The organism is Streptomyces sp. PH9007 (assembly GCF_059813725.1).
Genome location: NZ_CM187440.1, coordinates 5,906,907 through 5,924,830, shown reverse-complemented (window position 1 = coordinate 5,924,830; position 17,924 = coordinate 5,906,907). Strand labels below are relative to the sequence as shown.

Annotated in this window: 8 protein-coding genes (1 of these 8 only partly in view); all 8 read left to right on the top strand. The window is 74.0% G+C overall.

Annotation, left to right across the window (positions count from 1 at the left end; all coding sequences use genetic code 11):
• The first annotated feature begins 81 nt into the window (after positions 1-81).
• Positions 82-1,164, top strand: a complete 1,083-nt coding sequence (locus ACTFAP_RS26995) for an oxidoreductase (RefSeq protein WP_495682737.1) — start codon at positions 82-84, stop codon at positions 1,162-1,164.
• Positions 1,165-1,240: 76 nt separating this feature from the next.
• Complete coding sequence (locus ACTFAP_RS26990) at positions 1,241-1,918, top strand: uracil-DNA glycosylase (RefSeq protein WP_500467659.1); 678 nt, start codon at positions 1,241-1,243, stop codon at positions 1,916-1,918.
• Positions 1,915-2,892, top strand: a complete 978-nt coding sequence (locus ACTFAP_RS26985; protein WP_495682736.1) for a BadF/BadG/BcrA/BcrD ATPase family protein — start codon at positions 1,915-1,917, stop codon at positions 2,890-2,892. Before ACTFAP_RS26990 ends, ACTFAP_RS26985 begins: the two co-directional genes overlap by 4 nt.
• A 97-nt stretch (positions 2,893-2,989) precedes the next feature.
• Positions 2,990-3,880 (top strand): sirohydrochlorin chelatase, encoded by an 891-nt coding sequence (locus tag ACTFAP_RS26980; protein ID WP_390120883.1) that lies wholly within the window; start codon positions 2,990-2,992, stop codon positions 3,878-3,880.
• A gap of 61 nt (positions 3,881-3,941) precedes the next feature.
• Entirely contained in the window at positions 3,942-4,664 is a 723-nt protein-coding gene (locus ACTFAP_RS26975) for an HAD-IA family hydrolase (protein WP_495682735.1), read from the top strand.
• A gap of 144 nt (positions 4,665-4,808) precedes the next feature.
• Positions 4,809-6,137 carry a Zn-dependent hydrolase gene (locus tag ACTFAP_RS26970; protein WP_500467658.1) on the top strand — a complete coding sequence of 443 codons (1,329 nt, stop codon included), beginning with the start codon at positions 4,809-4,811 and terminating at the stop codon, positions 6,135-6,137.
• Positions 6,138-6,460: 323 nt separating this feature from the next.
• Positions 6,461-8,968 (top strand): AfsR/SARP family transcriptional regulator, encoded by a 2,508-nt coding sequence (locus tag ACTFAP_RS26965; RefSeq protein ID WP_500467657.1) that lies wholly within the window; start codon positions 6,461-6,463, stop codon positions 8,966-8,968.
• A gap of 352 nt (positions 8,969-9,320) precedes the next feature.
• Positions 9,321-17,924, top strand: partial view of an amino acid adenylation domain-containing protein gene (locus ACTFAP_RS26960; protein WP_500467656.1) — the beginning only. Its footprint extends 11,655 nt past the window's final position; the window shows 8,604 of its 20,259 coding nt (coding positions 1-8,604); its start codon is at positions 9,321-9,323; the stop codon falls past the right edge of the window.

Genomic DNA, 17,924 nt, shown 5'->3' with positions numbered 1-17,924 from the left:
CGTACTTTGATGAGCGTCGTACTACGATGGCTGCCGTACCACCGTTTCCCCCCTGTCCGAGCCCCCCGCGAGGAGCCTGCCGTGAGTGCCCTGTTCGAGCCCTTCACCCTGCGGTCGCTGACCCTGCCCAACCGGGTCTGGATGGCCCCGATGTGCCAGTACTCCGCCCCGGACTCCGGACCCGACACCGGAGCCGTGCGCGACTGGCATCTGGTGCACTACGGCGCCCGGGCGGCGGGCGGCGCCGGGCTCGTCCTGCTGGAGGCCACCGGCGTCAGCCCGGAGGGCCGCATCAGCCCGGCCGACCTGGGGCTGTGGAACGACCGGCAGGAGGCGGCGCTGCGCCCGCTGACCGCGTTCATCAAGGAGCAGGGATCCGTCCCGGGTGTCCAGATCGCCCATGCCGGGCGCAAGGCGGGCACCGACCGGCCCTGGCTCGGCGGCCGGCCGCTGAGCGCGGAGCGGGGCGGCTGGCAGCCGGTCGGCCCGTCCCCGCTCGCCTTCGACGAGCATCACCCGGTGCCCACCGAGCTGAGCACCGCGCGGATCCACGAGATCATTGGACAGTTCGCCGACACGGCCCGGCGCGCGCTGCGGGCCGGCTTCGAGGTCGTCGAGGTGCACGGCGCCCACGGCTATCTGCTCGGCGAGTTCCTGTCCCCGTTCAGCAACCACCGCACCGACGCGTACGGCGGCGACTTCGCCGGGCGCACCCGGTTCGCCCTGGAGGTAGTGGACGCGGTGCGCGCGGTGTGGCCGCAGGACCTGCCGGTGTTCTTCCGGATCTCGGCCACCGACTGGCTGCCCGAGGGCGGCTGGGAGGCGGAGGACACGGTGCGCTTCGCCACGCTGCTGCGGGAGCACGGGGTGGACCTGCTGGACGTCTCCACCGGCGGCAACGCCCCCGGGGTCCGGATCCCCACCGGCCCCGGCTACCAGGTGCCGTTCGCGGCCCGGGTCAAGGCCGAGACGGACCTGCCGGTGGCGGCGGTGGGCCTGATCACCGAACCGGAGCAGGCGGAGAAGATCCTGCGCAACGGCGAGGCCGACGCCGTCCTGCTGGGCCGCGAGCTGCTGCGCGACCCGTACTGGCCGCACCGCGCCGCCCGTGACCTGGGCGTGAGCCACCACGGGGTGCCGCCGCAGTACCAGCGGGCGGTGTGAGCACCGCTCGTACGGACGTGAGGGACGCTTCGGGCATGGCGCGCGGTGTCGGTCCCGGACAGTAGGGTAACGGACCGTGGCAGCACGACCGTTGAATGAGATTGTGGAAGCGGGCTGGGCCAAGGCCCTGGACCCGGTGGCAGACCGGATCGCCGCGATGGGCGATTTCCTGCGCGCGGAGATCGCCCAGGGGCGGACGTACCTGCCCGCCGGGCAGCACGTCCTGCGGGCCTTCACCCAGCCCTTCGACGAGGTGCGGGTGCTGATCATGGGACAGGACCCGTACCCCACCCCGGGGCACGCCGTGGGGCACAGCTTCTCGGTGGCGCCCGAGGTGCGCCCGCTGCCCGGCAGCCTGGAGAACATCTTCCGCGAACTGCACACCGACCTGGGGCTGCCCCGCCCCTCCAACGGTGACCTCACGCCCTGGACGCGGCAGGGGGTGCTGCTGCTGAACCGCTCGCTGACCGTGGCGCCGCGCACCCCCGCCTCCCACCGCGGCAAGGGCTGGGAGGAGGTCACCGAGCAGGCCATCCGGGCGCTGGTGACGCGCGGCACGCCGCTGGTGGCGATCCTGTGGGGCCGTGACGCCCGCAATCTGCGCCCGCTGCTGGGCCAGGTGCCCAGCGTGGAATCGGCGCACCCCTCCCCCATGTCGGCGGACCGCGGCTTCTTCAACTCCCGGCCGTTCAGCCGGGCCAACGCGCTGCTGGCCGAGCAGGGCGCCGCGCCGGTGGACTGGACGCTGCCGTGAGCGGCCCCGCCGGGGGCTGGGTGCTGGGGGTGGATTCTGGCGGTTCCGGGCTGCGAATCGCGCTGGCCGGGGTGACCGGCGCCGGCGAGGTGGAGCCGGGATGGGAGACGGTCACCGACGGGCCGGTGCGGACCGGCGGCTCGGGGATCGACGCGGAGCAGTTGCTGGAACGGATGCTGCCGGCCGCCCGGAGCCTGCTGGCGCGGGCGGGGGCGGCGGCGCGGGTCACGGCGGTGTGCGTGGGCGCGGCCGGCATGGCCACCCTCGGCGCGGAGCTGCGGGAACGGCTGCCCGCGGCGCTGGGGCGGGAGTTCGGGGTGCGGCGCTGGGCGCTGGCGGCGGACGCGGTCACCGGTTACGCGGGGGCGCTGGGCGAACGGCCGGGCGCGGTGGTGGCGGCCGGCACCGGGATGATCGCGCTGGGCATGGACGGCGCGCGCTGGCGGCGGGCGGACGGCTGGGGCCATCTGCTGGGCGACAGCGGCAGCGGGGCCTGGATCGGGCAGCACGGGCTGGCGGCGGCGCTGCGGGCGTACGACGGACGGACGGGCGGTTCGGCGGCGCTGCTGGAGCGCGCGGAGCTGATGTTCGGGCCGGCCGGCGGGCTGCCGGGGGCGGTGTATCCGCGCAGTGACCGGGCGGCGGTGCTGGCGTCCTTCGCGCCCGAGGTGGCGGCCTGTGCCGGTACCGACGAGGTGGCGGCGGGGATCGTGACGGCCGCGGCCCGGGAGATCGCGCGGTCGGCGGCGGCGGTCGCGCCCGCGAACGGCGAAGTGGCGCTGACCGGCGGGCTGTTCCGGATGGGTGAGCCGCTGCTGGGGCCCGTGCGCGCCGAGCTCGGGCGGCTGCTTCCCGGTGCCGGGGTGACCCGCTCCACGGGTGATCCGCTGGCCGGAGCACTGCTGATCGCGGGCCGGATCGCGGCCGGCGGGCTGCGGCTGCCGCCCGATCGGGGGCTCCTGGAGCTGGGTTGACCGGGTCACACGCAGGCGCGGGATTTTTCCGGACAAACCCCGAGGGGGAGGCCCCGGCCGAACAGCCAACCACATCAAGGCATTAACATGCGGCGACATGAGCTCCCCCACTGGGCACGGGACCGGCCTGCCCGTACGAATGCCGAGACCACGCCAGCCCGGACGCCACCGCCGTCCGGAGCCCGTCAGCGCGCCCGAGGGCGCGCCGGTGCTGGTGCTTGCCGTTCCCGGTACCCCGTCGGCGGTCGGCCGTGGCATCGCCGAGGAAGTGACCAGCATCGCCCGCTCCGAGCTGCCCGGGCTCGACGCCAGGGTGGGTTTCGCCGAGAGCCACGACGGTGACGAGGAGTTCCCGTCGCTGCGCCAGGTGCTCGCGGGGGTGGCGGCCGAGCGCGACGACGCCGACCAGCAGCCCGCGGCCGTGGTCGTCCCGCTGCTGGCCGGCCCCGACAGCGCCCAGCTGCGCGGGATCCGGCAGGCGGTGCTCAGCAGCGGTTCCGGCGCGGAGCTGACGGACGTCCTGGGGCCGCACCCGCTGCTGGCCGAGGGGGTGCACGTACGGCTGTCCGAGGCCGATCTGGCGCGCGCGGACCGGGCCCGGCTGTTCACCGTGGCGACCGCGGCGGACGGGATCATCCTGGCCACCGTGGGCGGCGAGGAGGCCGTGCAGGCGGCCGGGATCACCGGGATGCTGCTGTCGGCGCGGCTGGCGGTGCCGGTCCTGGCGGCGGCGCTGGACGAGGCGGGTTCGGTCGCGGACGTGGCGGCCCAGCTGATCGAGGCGGGTTCGCAGCAACTGGCGCTGGCCCCGTGCCTGATCGGGCCCGAGGTGCCGGACGGCCTGCTGGCCGCGGCGGCCGACGAGGCGGGCTGTGCGATGGCCGAACCGCTGGGCGCCTACCCGGCGATCGGCAGGCTGGTGCTGTCGGCGTACACCACCAAGCTGGGCATTCCGCTGCGCGACGCGCAGGGGGCCTCGGCGCTGTGACCCCGGCCCGCCCGGCGGCGGCGGCGTTCCGGAGCGGGGGCGCGGCTGTCACACTGGCCGCATGACGACCGTGCTGCCGGCCGCTGCCCTGGTGTTCGACCTCGACGGCACACTGGTGAACAGTGAGCCGCACTACTACGAGGCGAACCGCCGCGTGCTGGCCGGGCACGGAGTGCGTGATTTCAGCTGGGAGCGGTACACGCGCTACATCGGCGTCGGCGCGCTGGACGCGCTGGTCGCCCAGCGGGCGGAGTACGGCATCGCCGCGCCCGCCCAGGAGTTGCTGGCGGAGCAGGACCGCTGTTACCTGGAGCTGATCCGGGGCCGTATCGAGGTGTTCCCGGGGATGGCGCGGCTGGTGGAGCTGGCGCACGCGGCGGGGCTGCCCATGGCGGTGGCCTCCGGATCGACCCGGGAGGCGATCGACGCGGCGCTGACGGGCAGTGCGGTGGGTGCGCTGCTGCCGGTACGGGTCTCGGCCGAGGAAGTGCCGCGCGGCAAACCGGAACCGGATGTGTTCGAGGCGGCGGCGCTGCGGCTGGGGGTGCCGCCCGAGCAGTGCGTGGTGGTGGAGGACGCGGCCCCCGGCGTGACCGCGGCGCTGCGCGCCGGGATGCGGTGCGTCGCGGTGCCCTCGGTGCTGCGGGCGGCGGACGAGGCGGTGTTCGCGGGCGCCGGACTGTGCTTTCCGGGCGGGCAGGACACCTTTGACGCCGACGCCGTGCTGGCCTGGATCGGGCGCGCGGCGGGCGGCGGGCCGGCGGTCGGGCGCGCCGGTTCGTGACCGGCGGGTGGCGCGGCACCCGATGTGCGGATGTCGTGCGGAGCCCATGAATTGCGTTTCGATAACCCAGGAATAGCCGTATGTGGTGGCATTCATCCCCAGCAGATACCGGCGAGCACCGGGCATCGCCCGGCTGGAGGAGACGTGACCCAGTTCGGCTCGCCAGGAGACACCACGGAACGCGACCCCTCCCCCGCCGGCCCGCCCGCGCCGCGCGTGGACGGCGTCCGGCTGCTCCAGATCCTGGACCGGCTGGGTGAGATCGGCGCGGACCCGGGCGGCGGGGTAACCCGGCTCGGTCTGGGGCCCCTGGAGCAGCAGGCGCGGAACTGGCTGGCCGGCGTGGGCCACGCGGCCGGCCTGGTGCCGAGCACCGACCCGGCGGGCAATCTGTTCCTGCGGCTGCCCCGGCCCGCGAGGGGCCCCGTCCTGCTGATCGGCTCGCACGCGGACACCGTGGTGCAGGGCGGCCGGCTGGACGGCGCCTACGGGGTGGTGGCGGCGATCGAGGTGCTGCGGGTCCTGCACGCCACCGGCACCCGGCTGCCGTTCGATCCGGTCGCCGTGGCCTTCTCCAACGAGGAGGGCGCGCTGGTGCAGTTGCCGTTCTTCGGCTCGCGGGCGGTGTGCGGGCAGCTGGCCGACGGGCTGTCCGCCACCGATCGTTCGGGGCGCGGCGCGCGCGAGTACCTGGCCGAGTACGGCGGGGATCCCGACCGGCTGGCCGAGGCGGCGTGGCCCGCCGGCAGCATCGCCGCGTACCTGGAACTCCACATCGAGCAGGGCCCGGTGCTGGAACGGGCCGGGATCCCCATCGGGGTGGTGGAGGGCATCGTGGGCCGCGTCATCGTGGACATAGAGGTCACGGGGCAGGCCCAGCACGCGGGCACCACCCCCATGGACGCGCGCCGCGACGCGCTGGTCGCCGCCGCCGAACTGGTGCTGGGCGTGCGGCGGATCGCCGCGGACAAGATCTGTACCACGGCCACGGTCGGCTTTCTGCGGACCGGGCCCAATGTGACGAACACCGTGCCCGGCACGGCACGGCTGACGGCCGAGGTGCGGGACATCGACCCGGCGCGGCTGGCCGCCGGGGAGGCCGCGGTGCGGGAGGTGTGCGAGGAGGTGGAGCGGCGTACGGGCTGTTCCGTGCGCTGTGTCCGCTCCAGCGGTTCGGCTCCGGTGGCCACCGATCCGGTGCTGCGGCGGGCGATCGTGGAGGCGGCCGACGCGCTGGGGCTCGCCCAGCTGTCGCTGCCCAGCGGGGCCGGCCACGACGCGCAGATCGTGGCCTCCCTCGCCCCCATCGGCATGATCTTCGTGCCGAGCAGCGACGGCATCTCGCACGCGCCGGCCGAGGACACCCCACCCGAGGCGCTGGTGCGCGGGGCCGATGTACTGCTGCGCACCGTGCTGCGGCTGGGCGCCGCCACGGGCGGGGGCACCGGCCGGGGGAAACAGCCCGCGTCGTGACGTATGCCTCCGGAGCCTGGCGGGAAGTAGACATTCTTGTTCGTTGACTGTGCCGCGACCGCTGTGCCATCGTCTCCGAAAGGAGTTGCCCCGCTACCCCGCGTGGTGACTCCGGTCGGGGACCGCCTGCGGCCGGCCCTCCGGCCGTGGCCCGGTGGGCCCACGCACCAACGTGTCACCGCAGGCCGGAAGGCCACTCACCCTGTATTCCGGCTGCTCGACGGCACGTTCTACGCGTGTGGCCCCGATCGGGAGCACGCTTCCTCGCTCCGCCGCGCGGTCTTTCGGAAGACGGATCGAGCAGTGAGGGAGAAACACAGCGCATGGAGTTCCGGATACTCGGCCCGCTGGAAGTGGCCCACGAGGACGTTCCGCTCCAGGTCAGGGGCTCACGGCAGCGCACCGTCCTGGCGCTGCTGCTCCTGGAGGCCGAACGGATCGTGCCGGTCGACCGGTTGATCGACGGGGTGTGGGGCAAGGAACCGCCCGCCACCAGCCGCAGCCAGATCCAGATCTGCATCTCCTCACTGCGTCACCAGTTGTCGGCCGTCGGGCTCATCACCACACGGCCGCCCGGCTACCGGCTGCGGACCGGCGACCACGCACTGGATCTCGCGGACTTCGAGACCCGGGTCGCGGCCGGCCGCAGATCCGCCGCCGAGGGGCGGTTACGACAGGCCGCCGGGGCGTTCCGTACGGCCCTGGCGCTGTGGCGCGGGCCCGCCCTGCACGGGATCGGCAGCCGCCTGGTGCGCGGTGGGGTCGCCCAACTGGACGAGCAGCGGCTGGCGTTGCACGAGGAATGCCTGGAACTGGAGCTGGCCGCCGGGGAACACCAGCGTCTGGTGGGAGAACTGGCGGCGCTGGCCGCCGCGCACCCCCTGCGGGAGAGACCCAGGGCGCTGCTGATGACGGCGCTGTACCGCTCGGGCCGGCAGGCCGAGGCACTCAACGAGTACCGCAAGACGCGGGAGACGTTCATCGAGGAACTGGGCATCGAGCCCGGTGAAGGGCTGCGCCGGCTGCACCACGCCATCCTCACCGGCGACCCTCGGCTGCTCCAGGGGCCCGACGGCGGGCCGGCGGAGCGGGCGACGGTGGACCGGCGGCACGCGCCGACCCGGGTGCCACGGCTGCTGCCCGCCGATGTCGCCGACTTCACCGGGCGGCGCGCGGCCCTCGCCACCCTGCTGGAGAGCCCGGCCGGGGCGTCCGGGGAGGCAGTGACCGGTGATCCGGGTGCGGAGCCGCCCACCGGGCCCACCGCCGTACCGGTCACCGTGGTCACCGGGCGCGCGGGGGTCGGCAAGAGCACCCTGGCGGTCCACGTGGCGCACCGGCTCGCCGCCCGCTATCCGGACGGGCAGTTGTTCGCCTCGCTGTCGGGCACGGGCGGGCCGGTGGAGCCCGGCGATGTGCTCGGGCGGTTCCTGCGGGCGCTGGGCGTCGCGGAGGCCGAGATCCCGGCCGGCACGGAGGAACGCGCGGAGATGTACCGGGACCGGCTGGCCGGGCGGCGGGTGCTGGTGGTGCTGGACGGCGCGGGCACGCAGCAGCAGGTGGCGGCGCTGCTGCCGGGTACCGCCGCGTGCCGGGTGCTGATCACCTCACGGCACCGCCTGACGGGGCTGCCGGCCGCGCGGCGGGTGGAACTGGGCCCGTTCGACCGGGCCGACGCCCTGGAGTTCCTGGCCAGGATCGCCGGCCGCCGGCGCGTCGAGGGCCAGCAGGCGCAGGCCGCAGAGCTGTGCGCCGCCTGCGACGACCTGCCGCTGGCGCTGCGCGGTGCCGCCGCGCGGCTGGTGGCCCGCCCGCACTGGACGGTCGCCGACCTGAACCGCCGGCTGCTGGAGTGCGCCCGGCCGCTGGACGAACTCAGCCGCTCGGGCACCGACGTACGGGCCGCGGTGGCCGCCGCCTACGACAGCCGTACCCCGGGTGCGCGCCGGCTGCTGCGGCTGCTGGCGGTGCCCCAGGCCGCGTCCTTCGCGTCGTGGGCCGGGGGCCCGCTGCTGCGCACCGATCCGCTCACCTCGCAGGATCTGCTGGAGGAGCTGGCCGAGTCGTATCTGCTGGAGGTCGATGTCGATCCGGTGAGCGGCGCGGCCCGCTACCGGCTGCCGGGTCTGGTACGGGCCTTCGCGCGGGAGCGGCTGGCCGCCGAGGAGACGGCCGGTGCGCACCGCGCCGCGCTCGAACGCTACCTGGGGGCGCTGCTGTTCCTGCTCGACGAGGCGTACCGCAGGGGCGGCCACGACCGGGGTCCTGAGAGCGGATCCGGCGGTGCCGGTGTGACCCGCTGGGCGCTGCCCGCGCGCTGGGTGGGCCAGATCCTGGCCGATCCCGGGGACTGGTACGGGCGGGAACGTCCCTGGCTGCTGCTGGCCGTCCGGCAGGCCGCCGACGCGGGGCTGCTGCCGCACGCCCGGGCGCTGGCGGACGCGGTGGTGGCGGTGTGGGGGCAGTGGCGCGCGGCGCCGGGCTGGGGCGGGGCGGACGGGGCGGGTGACGGCGGGGCGCCGCGGACCTCGCGTGCGGGGGCCCGGGCGGTGCTGGTCGCGGTGGCCGGGGCCGGCGGGTGGGCGGTGGGGCCCGGTACGGCGGAGGCCGGGGACGAGATCGAGGCGTTGATCGGTCTGGCCGGTGCCTACCGCCACCGTGGGGAGCACGGGCAGGCCCGTGAACTGCTCGCGGCGGCCCGGCGGGCGGCAGGGAACGCGCCGCCGGAGGCCGTCACGCGGCTGACCGTGGCGCTCGCGGAGGAGGGGGTGCGGCCCGCGCCGCCGGAGCCCGCGAGGCTGCTGCTGCCGAAGGTGCCGGCGGTTCCCTGACCCGTCGTGGTACGGAACGGCCGGTACGGCGTTTCCCGGCGCGCACCGGATTTCTCTCCCCGACCCGCGGCGCCGCTCCGCCCGCGGTGAAATCGCGGGCGGAACTCACGTCTGCGCGCGCCCTTTTTTGGCCCGGACATTATTCCCTTCTTTTCCGTCCGCCATCGATCCACTATTGCGCACGCAACGGCCACCGGAATCCCTTGACTTGCCCCCATTGCCTCCCTAGCGTGCAGATGTTCCACAGCTCGACGCCCTTTCCTCCGCAATGTGCTGGCGCTCCGCCCTGCCTTCCGGATCAACATCACCGGTCATCCGCCGAATTACTCGGCCGGCGAGAAGGACTTCGTACATGGACAACGGCATCCGTCGCCCGGAGAATTCACCGGCCCCCTCCAGCAGAACTCTCCGGCCCCGTCCGGCGGAACGCGGCCCGCTGTCCTACGGACAACAGCGGCTGTGGTTCCTGGACCGCTGGATGGGCGGACGCCCGGTCTACAACATCCCGGTCACCCTGCGGTTCACCGGGCCGCTCCCCGAGGACGCCGAGGAGCGGCTGTCCGCCGCCCTGAACGCGGTCGCGGCCGGCCAGGACGTGCTGTTCACGGTGATCGAGGAGGACGGCGGCGGGGAACCGCGGCAGCGGGTTCTGGAGGACCGACGGGTCCCGGGGCGGCTGGTGGACCTCGCCGCGGACGGGGGCGGCGAGGACCTCGCGGAGCGGCGGGCGCGTGCCGAGGCCCTGGTGAAGACCGAGGCACTGGTCCCCTTCGACCTGGCGACCGGGCCGATGGTGCGGTACGTGCTGCTGCGGATCGCGGACGGTGAACTGTGGCTGCATCTGACCTTCCATCACATCGCCTGCGACGGCTGGTCGGTGGAGGTCTTCCAGCGCCAGCTGCTCGCCGCCTGGGAACAGGGGGAGGCGGCGGGCGGTGCCGCGGCGGCGCCCGAGGTGCAGTTCGCGGACTACGCGCTGTGGCAGCGGGAGGCGGTCGCCGGCCCCCGGGCCGAAAAGGCGCTGGCGGCCTGGGAGAAGGCGCTCGACGGCGCTCCCGAGGTACTGGATCTCGGTACGGGCAGGCCCCGCCCGGCCGAGCTGAGCCACCGGGGCCGGACGCGCTCGTACCCCCTGACCGGGGTGCCCCTGCGGGAGCTGGAGACCTTCGCGGCGGACCAGAACGTCACCCTGTACATGGTGCTGCTGGCCTCCTTCCAGGCGCTGGTGGCACGGCATTCGGGCAGTACGGACGTCGTGCTGGGCTCGCCGGTGGCCGGGCGCGGGCTGCCCCGGCTGAACGAGCTGGTGGGGTTCTTCGCGGATTCCCTGGTGGTGCGCACCGACCTGGCGGACGATCCGTCCTTCCGGTCCCTGGTCCAGCGCTCGCGGGTCGGGGTGCTGGATGCCCTGGGCCGCAGCAGGGTTCCGTTCGATGTGGCGGTGCAGCGGCTGCGGCCGGAGCGTTCGCTGAGCCACACGCCCGTGGTGCAGGTGGTGTTCGCCCTGCACGAGGAGGAGCCGGACACCACGCTGCCGGGCGGGGTCGCGGTGCGGCGCACGATGGTGCCGACGGACACGGCGAAGTTCGACCTGACCTGGTCGGTGTACCGGGGGGCCGGGGGGCTGCGTCTTGAGGTGGAGTACGCCACCGACCTGTTCGACGCGGCGGATGTGGCGACGCTGGTCGACCACTGGCGCACGCTGCTCGGCCACGCCGTGACGGAGCCGGATCTGCCGGTGAGCCGGCTGGAGCTGATGCCGCCTGCCGAGCGGGAGTTGGTGGCCTCCTGGGCGGGTGGTGACACCGCGTGCGCGGCGGGGATGCTGCACGAGCAGGTCGCCGCGCGGGCCGCCGCGACTCCGGAGGCCGTGGCCGTGGTCTGCGGGGAGCAGCGGCTGACCTACGGGGACCTGGACCAGCGGGCCAACGCGCTCGCCCACACCCTGGTCGAACGGGGAGTGGGCCCGGAGACACCGGTGGGCCTGCTCATCGACCGCTCCCCCGAAGCCGTGATGGCCGCGCTGGCGGTCCTGAAGGCGGGCGGCGTGTACGTACCGCTGGACACCACCTTCCCCGCCGAACGCCTGCGCCACATGCTCGCCGAGACCGGCGCGCCCCTCGTCCTGACCCGGGACACCACCGCACCGGAAGGGCCCTGGACCGCCCTCGACCTCGCGACGGCGGACGGAGAGCCTCCGGCTGCGGACACCGCGCCGCCGGCCGCACCGATCTCCCCCGACCAGGCGTGCTACGTCATCTTCACGTCCGGGTCGACGGGCCGGCCCAAGGGCACCACCGTCACCCACCGCAACGTCACCCGGCTGTTCACCGCGGCACGGAGCGCCATCGAACTCCGCCCCGACGACGTGTGGAGCCAGTTCCACAGCTTCGCCTTCGACTTCTCCGTCTGGGAGATCTGGGGCCCCCTCACCACCGGCGCCCGCCTGATCATCGTCCCGCGCGACACGGCACGCGACACCCACGCCTTCCACACCCTGCTGGGCCGGGAGAACGTCACCGTCCTCAGTCAGACGCCCACCGCGTTCCGCCATCTGGAGGCCGTGGACGCGGAGCGCGGCACACCGCTGGCGCTGCGCGCCGTGGTCTTCGGCGGCGAGCAGCTCCACCAGCCCTCGGTCCGCTCCTGGGCCGACCGGCACGGCTACGACTCCCCCGCCCTGATCAACATGTACGGCATCACCGAAACCACCGTCCACGTCACCCACATCCGGCTGACCGCCGAGGATCTCCGCCACAGCACGGCCCCGATCGGCCCGGCGCTGCCCGACATGACGATCCGGGTGCTCGACCGGCACGGCGGGCCCGCGCCGATCGGTGTCACGGGCGAGCTGTACGTCGCGGGTGCCGGCGTGACCCGGGGGTACACGGGACGCCCGGGGCTGACGGCGGACCGTTTCGTCCCGGACCCCTACGGCCCGCCCGGCAGCCGCCTCTACCGCACCGGCGACCTCGCCCGCTGGACGCCGCAGGGCACCCTGCACCACCAGGGACGCTCCGACCAGCAGATCAAGGTGCGCGGGCACCGGCTGGAACCGGCGGAGATCGAGGCGGCGCTCCAGCGGCATCCGCGGATCACGCAGGCCCACCTGACCCACACCCAGCCGGACACCCTCACCGCCTACCTCACCACCACCACCGGACAACCGCTGAACGCCACGGAGCTGCGGGCGTGGCTCACGGCGGAACTGCCGCCGTACGCCATCCCGCACCACTTCGTCCACCTCGCCCAGCTGCCCCTCACCCCGCAGGGCAAGATCGACACCCGCGCCCTCCCCGCCCCCGATCAGGAACGGCCGGAACTCGGGGAGGAGTACGCCGCACCACAGGGCCCCGTGGAGGCGCTGCTCGCCGACATCCTGGGCGAGGTCCTCGGTGTGCGCCGGGTGGGACGGCTCGACTCATTCTTCGACCTGGGCGGTGACTCCATCCGCGCCCTTCAGGTCCTGGGTCGGGCGAAGGCCGGCGGGGTGTCCTTCGCCCTCCAGGACCTGTTCCGGCACCCCACCGCCGCCGGACTGGCCGGAGTCTGCTCCGTCACCACGCCCCCGGACGGACAGGAGGACGGGGCGCAGGGTCCGGCCGCCGCGCCGGAGCCGTTCTCGCTGCTCGCCGCCGGGGACCGCGCACGCCTGCCCGAGGGGCTCACCGACGCCTATCCGATGGCCGAACTCCAGGTCGGCATGGTCTACGAGATGGAGTTCGACCCCGACCGGCGGCCGTACCACAATGTCGACAGCCTGCGGATCATCGGCCCGTTCGACGAGGCGGCCTTCCGCGAGGCGGTGGCCCGGGTCGTCGCCCGGCATCCCATCCTGCGCACGTCCTTCGACCTGAGCGGCTACAGCGAGCCCCTGCAACTGGTGCACGCCCACGCCGAGATGCCGTTCGCCGTGGTCGATGTGCGGGAGCTGGACGGCGCGGCCCAGGAGGAGGTCATCGCCGACTATGTGCGGGCGGAGCGGGCGCACCGTTTCGACCACGCGCACCCGCTGCTGCTGCGCTTCGGCCTGCACCGGCTGGCGGACGAGGTGTTCCAGTGGACGATCACCGAACACCACGCCATTTTCGACGGGTGGAGCCTGCATTCCACGCTCTCCGAGATCACCTCGCTCTATCAGGAGCTGCTGGCGGGAGGTGATCCCCGCCCGGAGCCGCCGCGGTCCACCTACCGCGACTTCATCGCGGCGGAGAAGGCCGCGATGACCTCGCGGGAGAGCGAGGAGTTCTGGCTGGAGCGGGTCGGGGACCGTCCGGACTGCCGGCTGCCGCGCCGTCCGGCGGACGCCCCGTCCGGGCCGGCCGCGCAGGCGATGCCCGACGAATGGCGGGTGCACAACGAGGCCGAGGGCTACGGCTCGGTGGAGACCCTGCTGCCGCAGGAGGTGTGCGACGGCCTCCAGGAGGTCGCGCGGCAGTGCGGGGTGCCGTTCAAGGCGGTGGCCCTGGCGGCGCATCTACGGGCCATCAGCGTGCTCACCGGCAGTTCGGATCTCCTGGTCGGTCTCACGGCCAACGGCCGGCTGGAGGAGACGGACGGGGCGGAGGCCCGGGGCCTCTATCTGAACACCGTGCCCTTCCGGCTTCAGCTGCCGACCGGCAGTTGGGCCGATCTGGTGCGGGCGGTCTTCGCGGCCGAACGCGATCTGCTGCCGCACCGGCGTTACCCCCTCGGCGCTCTTCAGCGCGGGCTCGGCGGGGGCCCGCTGTTCGAGGTGAACTTCGTCTACAACCACTTCCATGTGCTGAGCAAGGCCTTCGGTGCGGACCGGATCCGGATCGAGGACGGCAAGATCGACAGCTTCAGCACGGTGCGGGCCGAGCCGACCAACTTCCCGCTGAACGTGGGGATCATCCGTAATCCGTACTCCTCGCGGCTGCTGCTGGGCCTGGACTACCACCCGGATGTGCTGACGCAGAATCAGGTGCTGCTGCTGCGCGACGTGTATGTACGCGTGATGCGCGCCATGGTCGCGGACCCGGGCGCGCCGCACCGGCAGGCCCCGCTGGTGGGCGATGCCGAACTGGCCGTGATCGCCTCCTGGCAGGGGCCGCGCACCGAGGTGCCGCCGGTCCCGGTGCACGAGATGGTCGCCGCCCGGGCCGCCGCCACACCCGACGCGGTCGCCGTCGTCGCCGGGGACCAGCGGCTCACGTACGCCGAACTGAACCTGCGCGCCAACCGGCTCGCCCACCGCCTGCGGGACCTCGGCGTCGAACCCGATGTGTGCGTCGGTCTGTGCGCCGAACGCTCCCTGGAGATGGTCACCGCGCTGCTCGGCATCCTCAAGGCCGGCGGCACCTACGTCCCGCTGGACCCCGAATTCCCGGCCACCCGGCTGGAGTACATGCTCAAGCAGGTCGCCGCGCCGCTGGTGCTGACGACGGAGCGGGTCGCGGACCGGGTGCCGGACGGGCCGTGGGACGTGCTGGATCTGGAACGGCCGCAGCCGGCCGGCCCCGGGCGGGACTCCGACCCGGTGAGCGGGGTCGGCCCCGACAACGGCTGCTACGTCATCTTCACCTCCGGCTCCACCGGCCGGCCCAAGGGAGTGCTGACCCGGCACCGCAATGTCACCGAACTCCTGCACGGGGCACCGTTCCTGACCCTGAACGGCGCGGACACCCTGTTGCAGCTGGCTCCGCTGCCGTTCGACAACTCGACGTTCGAGGTGTGGGCCCCGCTGGTCGGCGGCGCCCGGCTGGTGATGGCTCCGCCGATCTCCTACGGGCCCTCGGACATCGCCCGCTGGGTCCAGGAGCACGAGGTGACCGTGCTGCACGCCACGGCCTCGCTGTTCACGCTGCTCGTCGACCACGAACCCGCCACCTTCGACGGACTGCGGCGCTTCCTCACCGGAAGCGAGACCGTCTCCCCCCAGCACGCCGCACGCGTCCTCGATCGCTGCCCGGAGCTGGAACTCGTCAACTGCTGGGGCCCCACCGAGACCACGACGTTCTCCGTCTGCGGCGCCTACACCCGGCACACGCTCCCCGACGGGCCACTGCCGCTCGGCTCCCCGCTGGTCAACACCGAGGTGCACGTCCTGGACGACGCGGGCCTGCCCACCCCCATCGGGACGCCCGGCGAACTGTACGTCTCCGGGCCCTGCCTGGCGCGCGGCTACCTCAACAACCCGACCATGACGGCCGAACGCTTCCTCCCCCACCCCCACCACCCCGGCCGCCGCCTCTACCGCACCGGCGACCGCGGACGCTGGACGCACCGGGGCAGCGTCGAATTCCTCGGACGCGTCGACCACATGATCAAGATCCGCGGCTACCGCATCGAACTCGGCGAGGTGGAGACGGCGCTGCGCGCCCACCCCCAGGTCCGGGAGTGCGTGGTGGTGGCCCGGCAGGACGGCACGGGCCCGGCGGACCTGGTCGGCTATCTGGTGCCGCACGAGCCGGCGCCCACCCGGGGCGAGCTGCGCGGCTGGCTCGGCGAGCGGCTGCCCGGGTACATGGTGCCCCGGCAGTTCGTGTTCCTCGACGCCCTGCCGCTGACCCCGCGCGCCAAGGTGGACCGCCGCGCGCTGCCCGCCCCGGACGGCGAACGCCCCGACCTCGTCGAAGCCTTCGACCCGCCGCAGGGCGAGACCGAGCAGCACCTCGCCGCCATCTGGCGGCAGGTCCTCGGCATCGACCGCGTCGGCCGCCACGACAACTTCTTCGACCTCGGCGGCGACTCCATCCGCAGCATCCAGATCCTCGGTCAGGCGCGGAGCGCCGGTCTGCGGTTCGCGCTCCAGGAGGTGACGCGCCGCCCCACGCTCGCCGAGCTGGCCCAGGCCGTGACCCGGGACGAGGATGACGGCGGCACGCGGGCGGCGGAAGCCGAACGGCAGGCGCCGTTCACCCTGCTCTCCCCCGAGGACCGGGCCACCCTGCCCGAGGGCCTCGACGACGCCTACCCCATGGCCCAGTTGCAGATCGGCATGGTCTACGAGCAGGAACGCGACCGGGAGCGGGCGCCGTACCACAATGTGCACTCCGTACGGCTGGCCGGACCGTTCGACGAGGCCGCCTTCCGCGAGGCCCTCGCGCGCACCGTGGCCCGGCACCCCGTCCTGCGCACCTCCTTCGAGCTGAGCGGCTGCTCCGTCCCGGTGCAGCTCGTCCACGCCCACGCCGTGACGCCCCTGGAGGTGACGGACCTGCGGGGCCTGGACAACGCGGCCCGGCACGCCGCGCTCGCCGGGCATCTGGAACACGAGCGCAAGCGTCCGCTCACGCTGTCCGAGGCACCGCTGTGGCGCATGGCGGTGCATCTGCTGAGCGATGACGCGTTCCAGTGGACCGTCACCGAGCACCACGCCATCCTCGACGGCTGGAGCCTGGCCTCCACCCTCACCGAGATCAGCGCCGCCTACGACGCCCTGCGCGCCGGGGACCACACCCGGCACGCGGCGCCGCGCTCCACCTTCCGCGACTTCATCGCCGCCGAACGCGCCGCGCTCACCTCCGCGGAGACCCGCGACTACTGGCACCGGCTGCTCGCCGACCGGCCCGACAGCCGGCTCCCCGTCACGGGCCTGCCGGGAGCGGCCGGGGCCGGGGACGAGACGCACCAGCACGACGAGGACCAGGGGTACGGCGCGCTCAGCACAGTGCTGCCCGCCGAACTGCTCGGTCGGCTCGACGCCCTGGCCCGGGGCGCGCGGGTGCCGTTCAAGTCCGTCGTCCTGGCGGCGCATCTGCGGGTGCTGAGTCTGCTCACGGGCAGCGGTGACGTCGTGTCCGGGCTGACGACGCACGGCCGGCTGGCGGAGGCCGACGCCACCGAGGCGCGCGGTCTGTTCCTCAACACCCTGCCGTTCCGGCTGCGGCTGCCCGGCGGAAGCTGGACCGATCTGGTGCGGGCGGTCTTCGCCCGGGAGCAGGAGACACAGCCGCACCGCCGCTACCCGATCGCGGCGATCCAGCGGGAGCTGGGCGGCGATCCGCTGTTCGAGGTCAGCTTCGTCTACAACCACTTCCACCAGCTGGCGGCGGCCACCGACGGGCCCGGGATGTCGCTGACGCAGGGGGAGGCGGACGTCCGGGGCGGTATGGCGCGTACCCACTTCCCGCTGGTCGTCGCCATCAGCAGAGGGCTGGAGACCGAGGGGCTGCGGCTGGAGTTCGAGTACGACGCGCGGCTGCTGGCGCCGGGCCGCGCCGCCGCGCTGCGGGACGCGTACACCCGGGTGCTGGAGACGATGGTGGCCGACCCGGAGGCGCCGCACCGGCTGGCTCCGCTGGTGGCGGACGCCGAAGCGCGGGTGATCGCCTCCTGGCAGGGGCCGCGGGTCGAGGTGCCGCAGGTGCCGGTGCACGAGATGGTCGCCGCCCAGGCCGCCGCCACGCCCGACGCGGTCGCCGTCGTCGCCGGGGACCAGCGGCTCACGTACGGCGAACTGAACCTGCGCGCCAACCGGCTCGCCCACCGCCTGCGGGACCTCGGCGTCGAACCGGATGTGTGTGTCGGCCTGTGCGCCGAACGCTCCCTGGAGATGGTCATCACGCTGCTCGGCATCCTCAAGGCCGGCGGCACCTACGTGCCGCTCGACCCCGGGTTCCCCGCCGCCCGGCTGGAGGGAATGCTGCGCGCGTGCGGGGCGACCGTGCTGCTGGCGACGGAGACCGCGCGGGAGCGGATACCGGACGGCCCCTGGACGGTGCTGCCCGCGACGGTGGCCGGGGACGCGGACGGGGATCCGCTCCGTGACGCCGATCCGGTGAGCGGGGTCGGCCCGGACCACGGGGCGTACGTCGTCTTCACCTCGGGCTCGACCGGCCGGCCCAAGGGGGTGGTGACGCGGCACCGCAATGTCACCGAACTCCTGCACGGCGGGGAGAGCATGGTGCTGCGGCCACAGGACGTCCTGCTGCACATCGCCCCGTCCTCCTTCGACGTGGCCACCTTCGAGCTGTGGGCCCCGCTGGTCGGC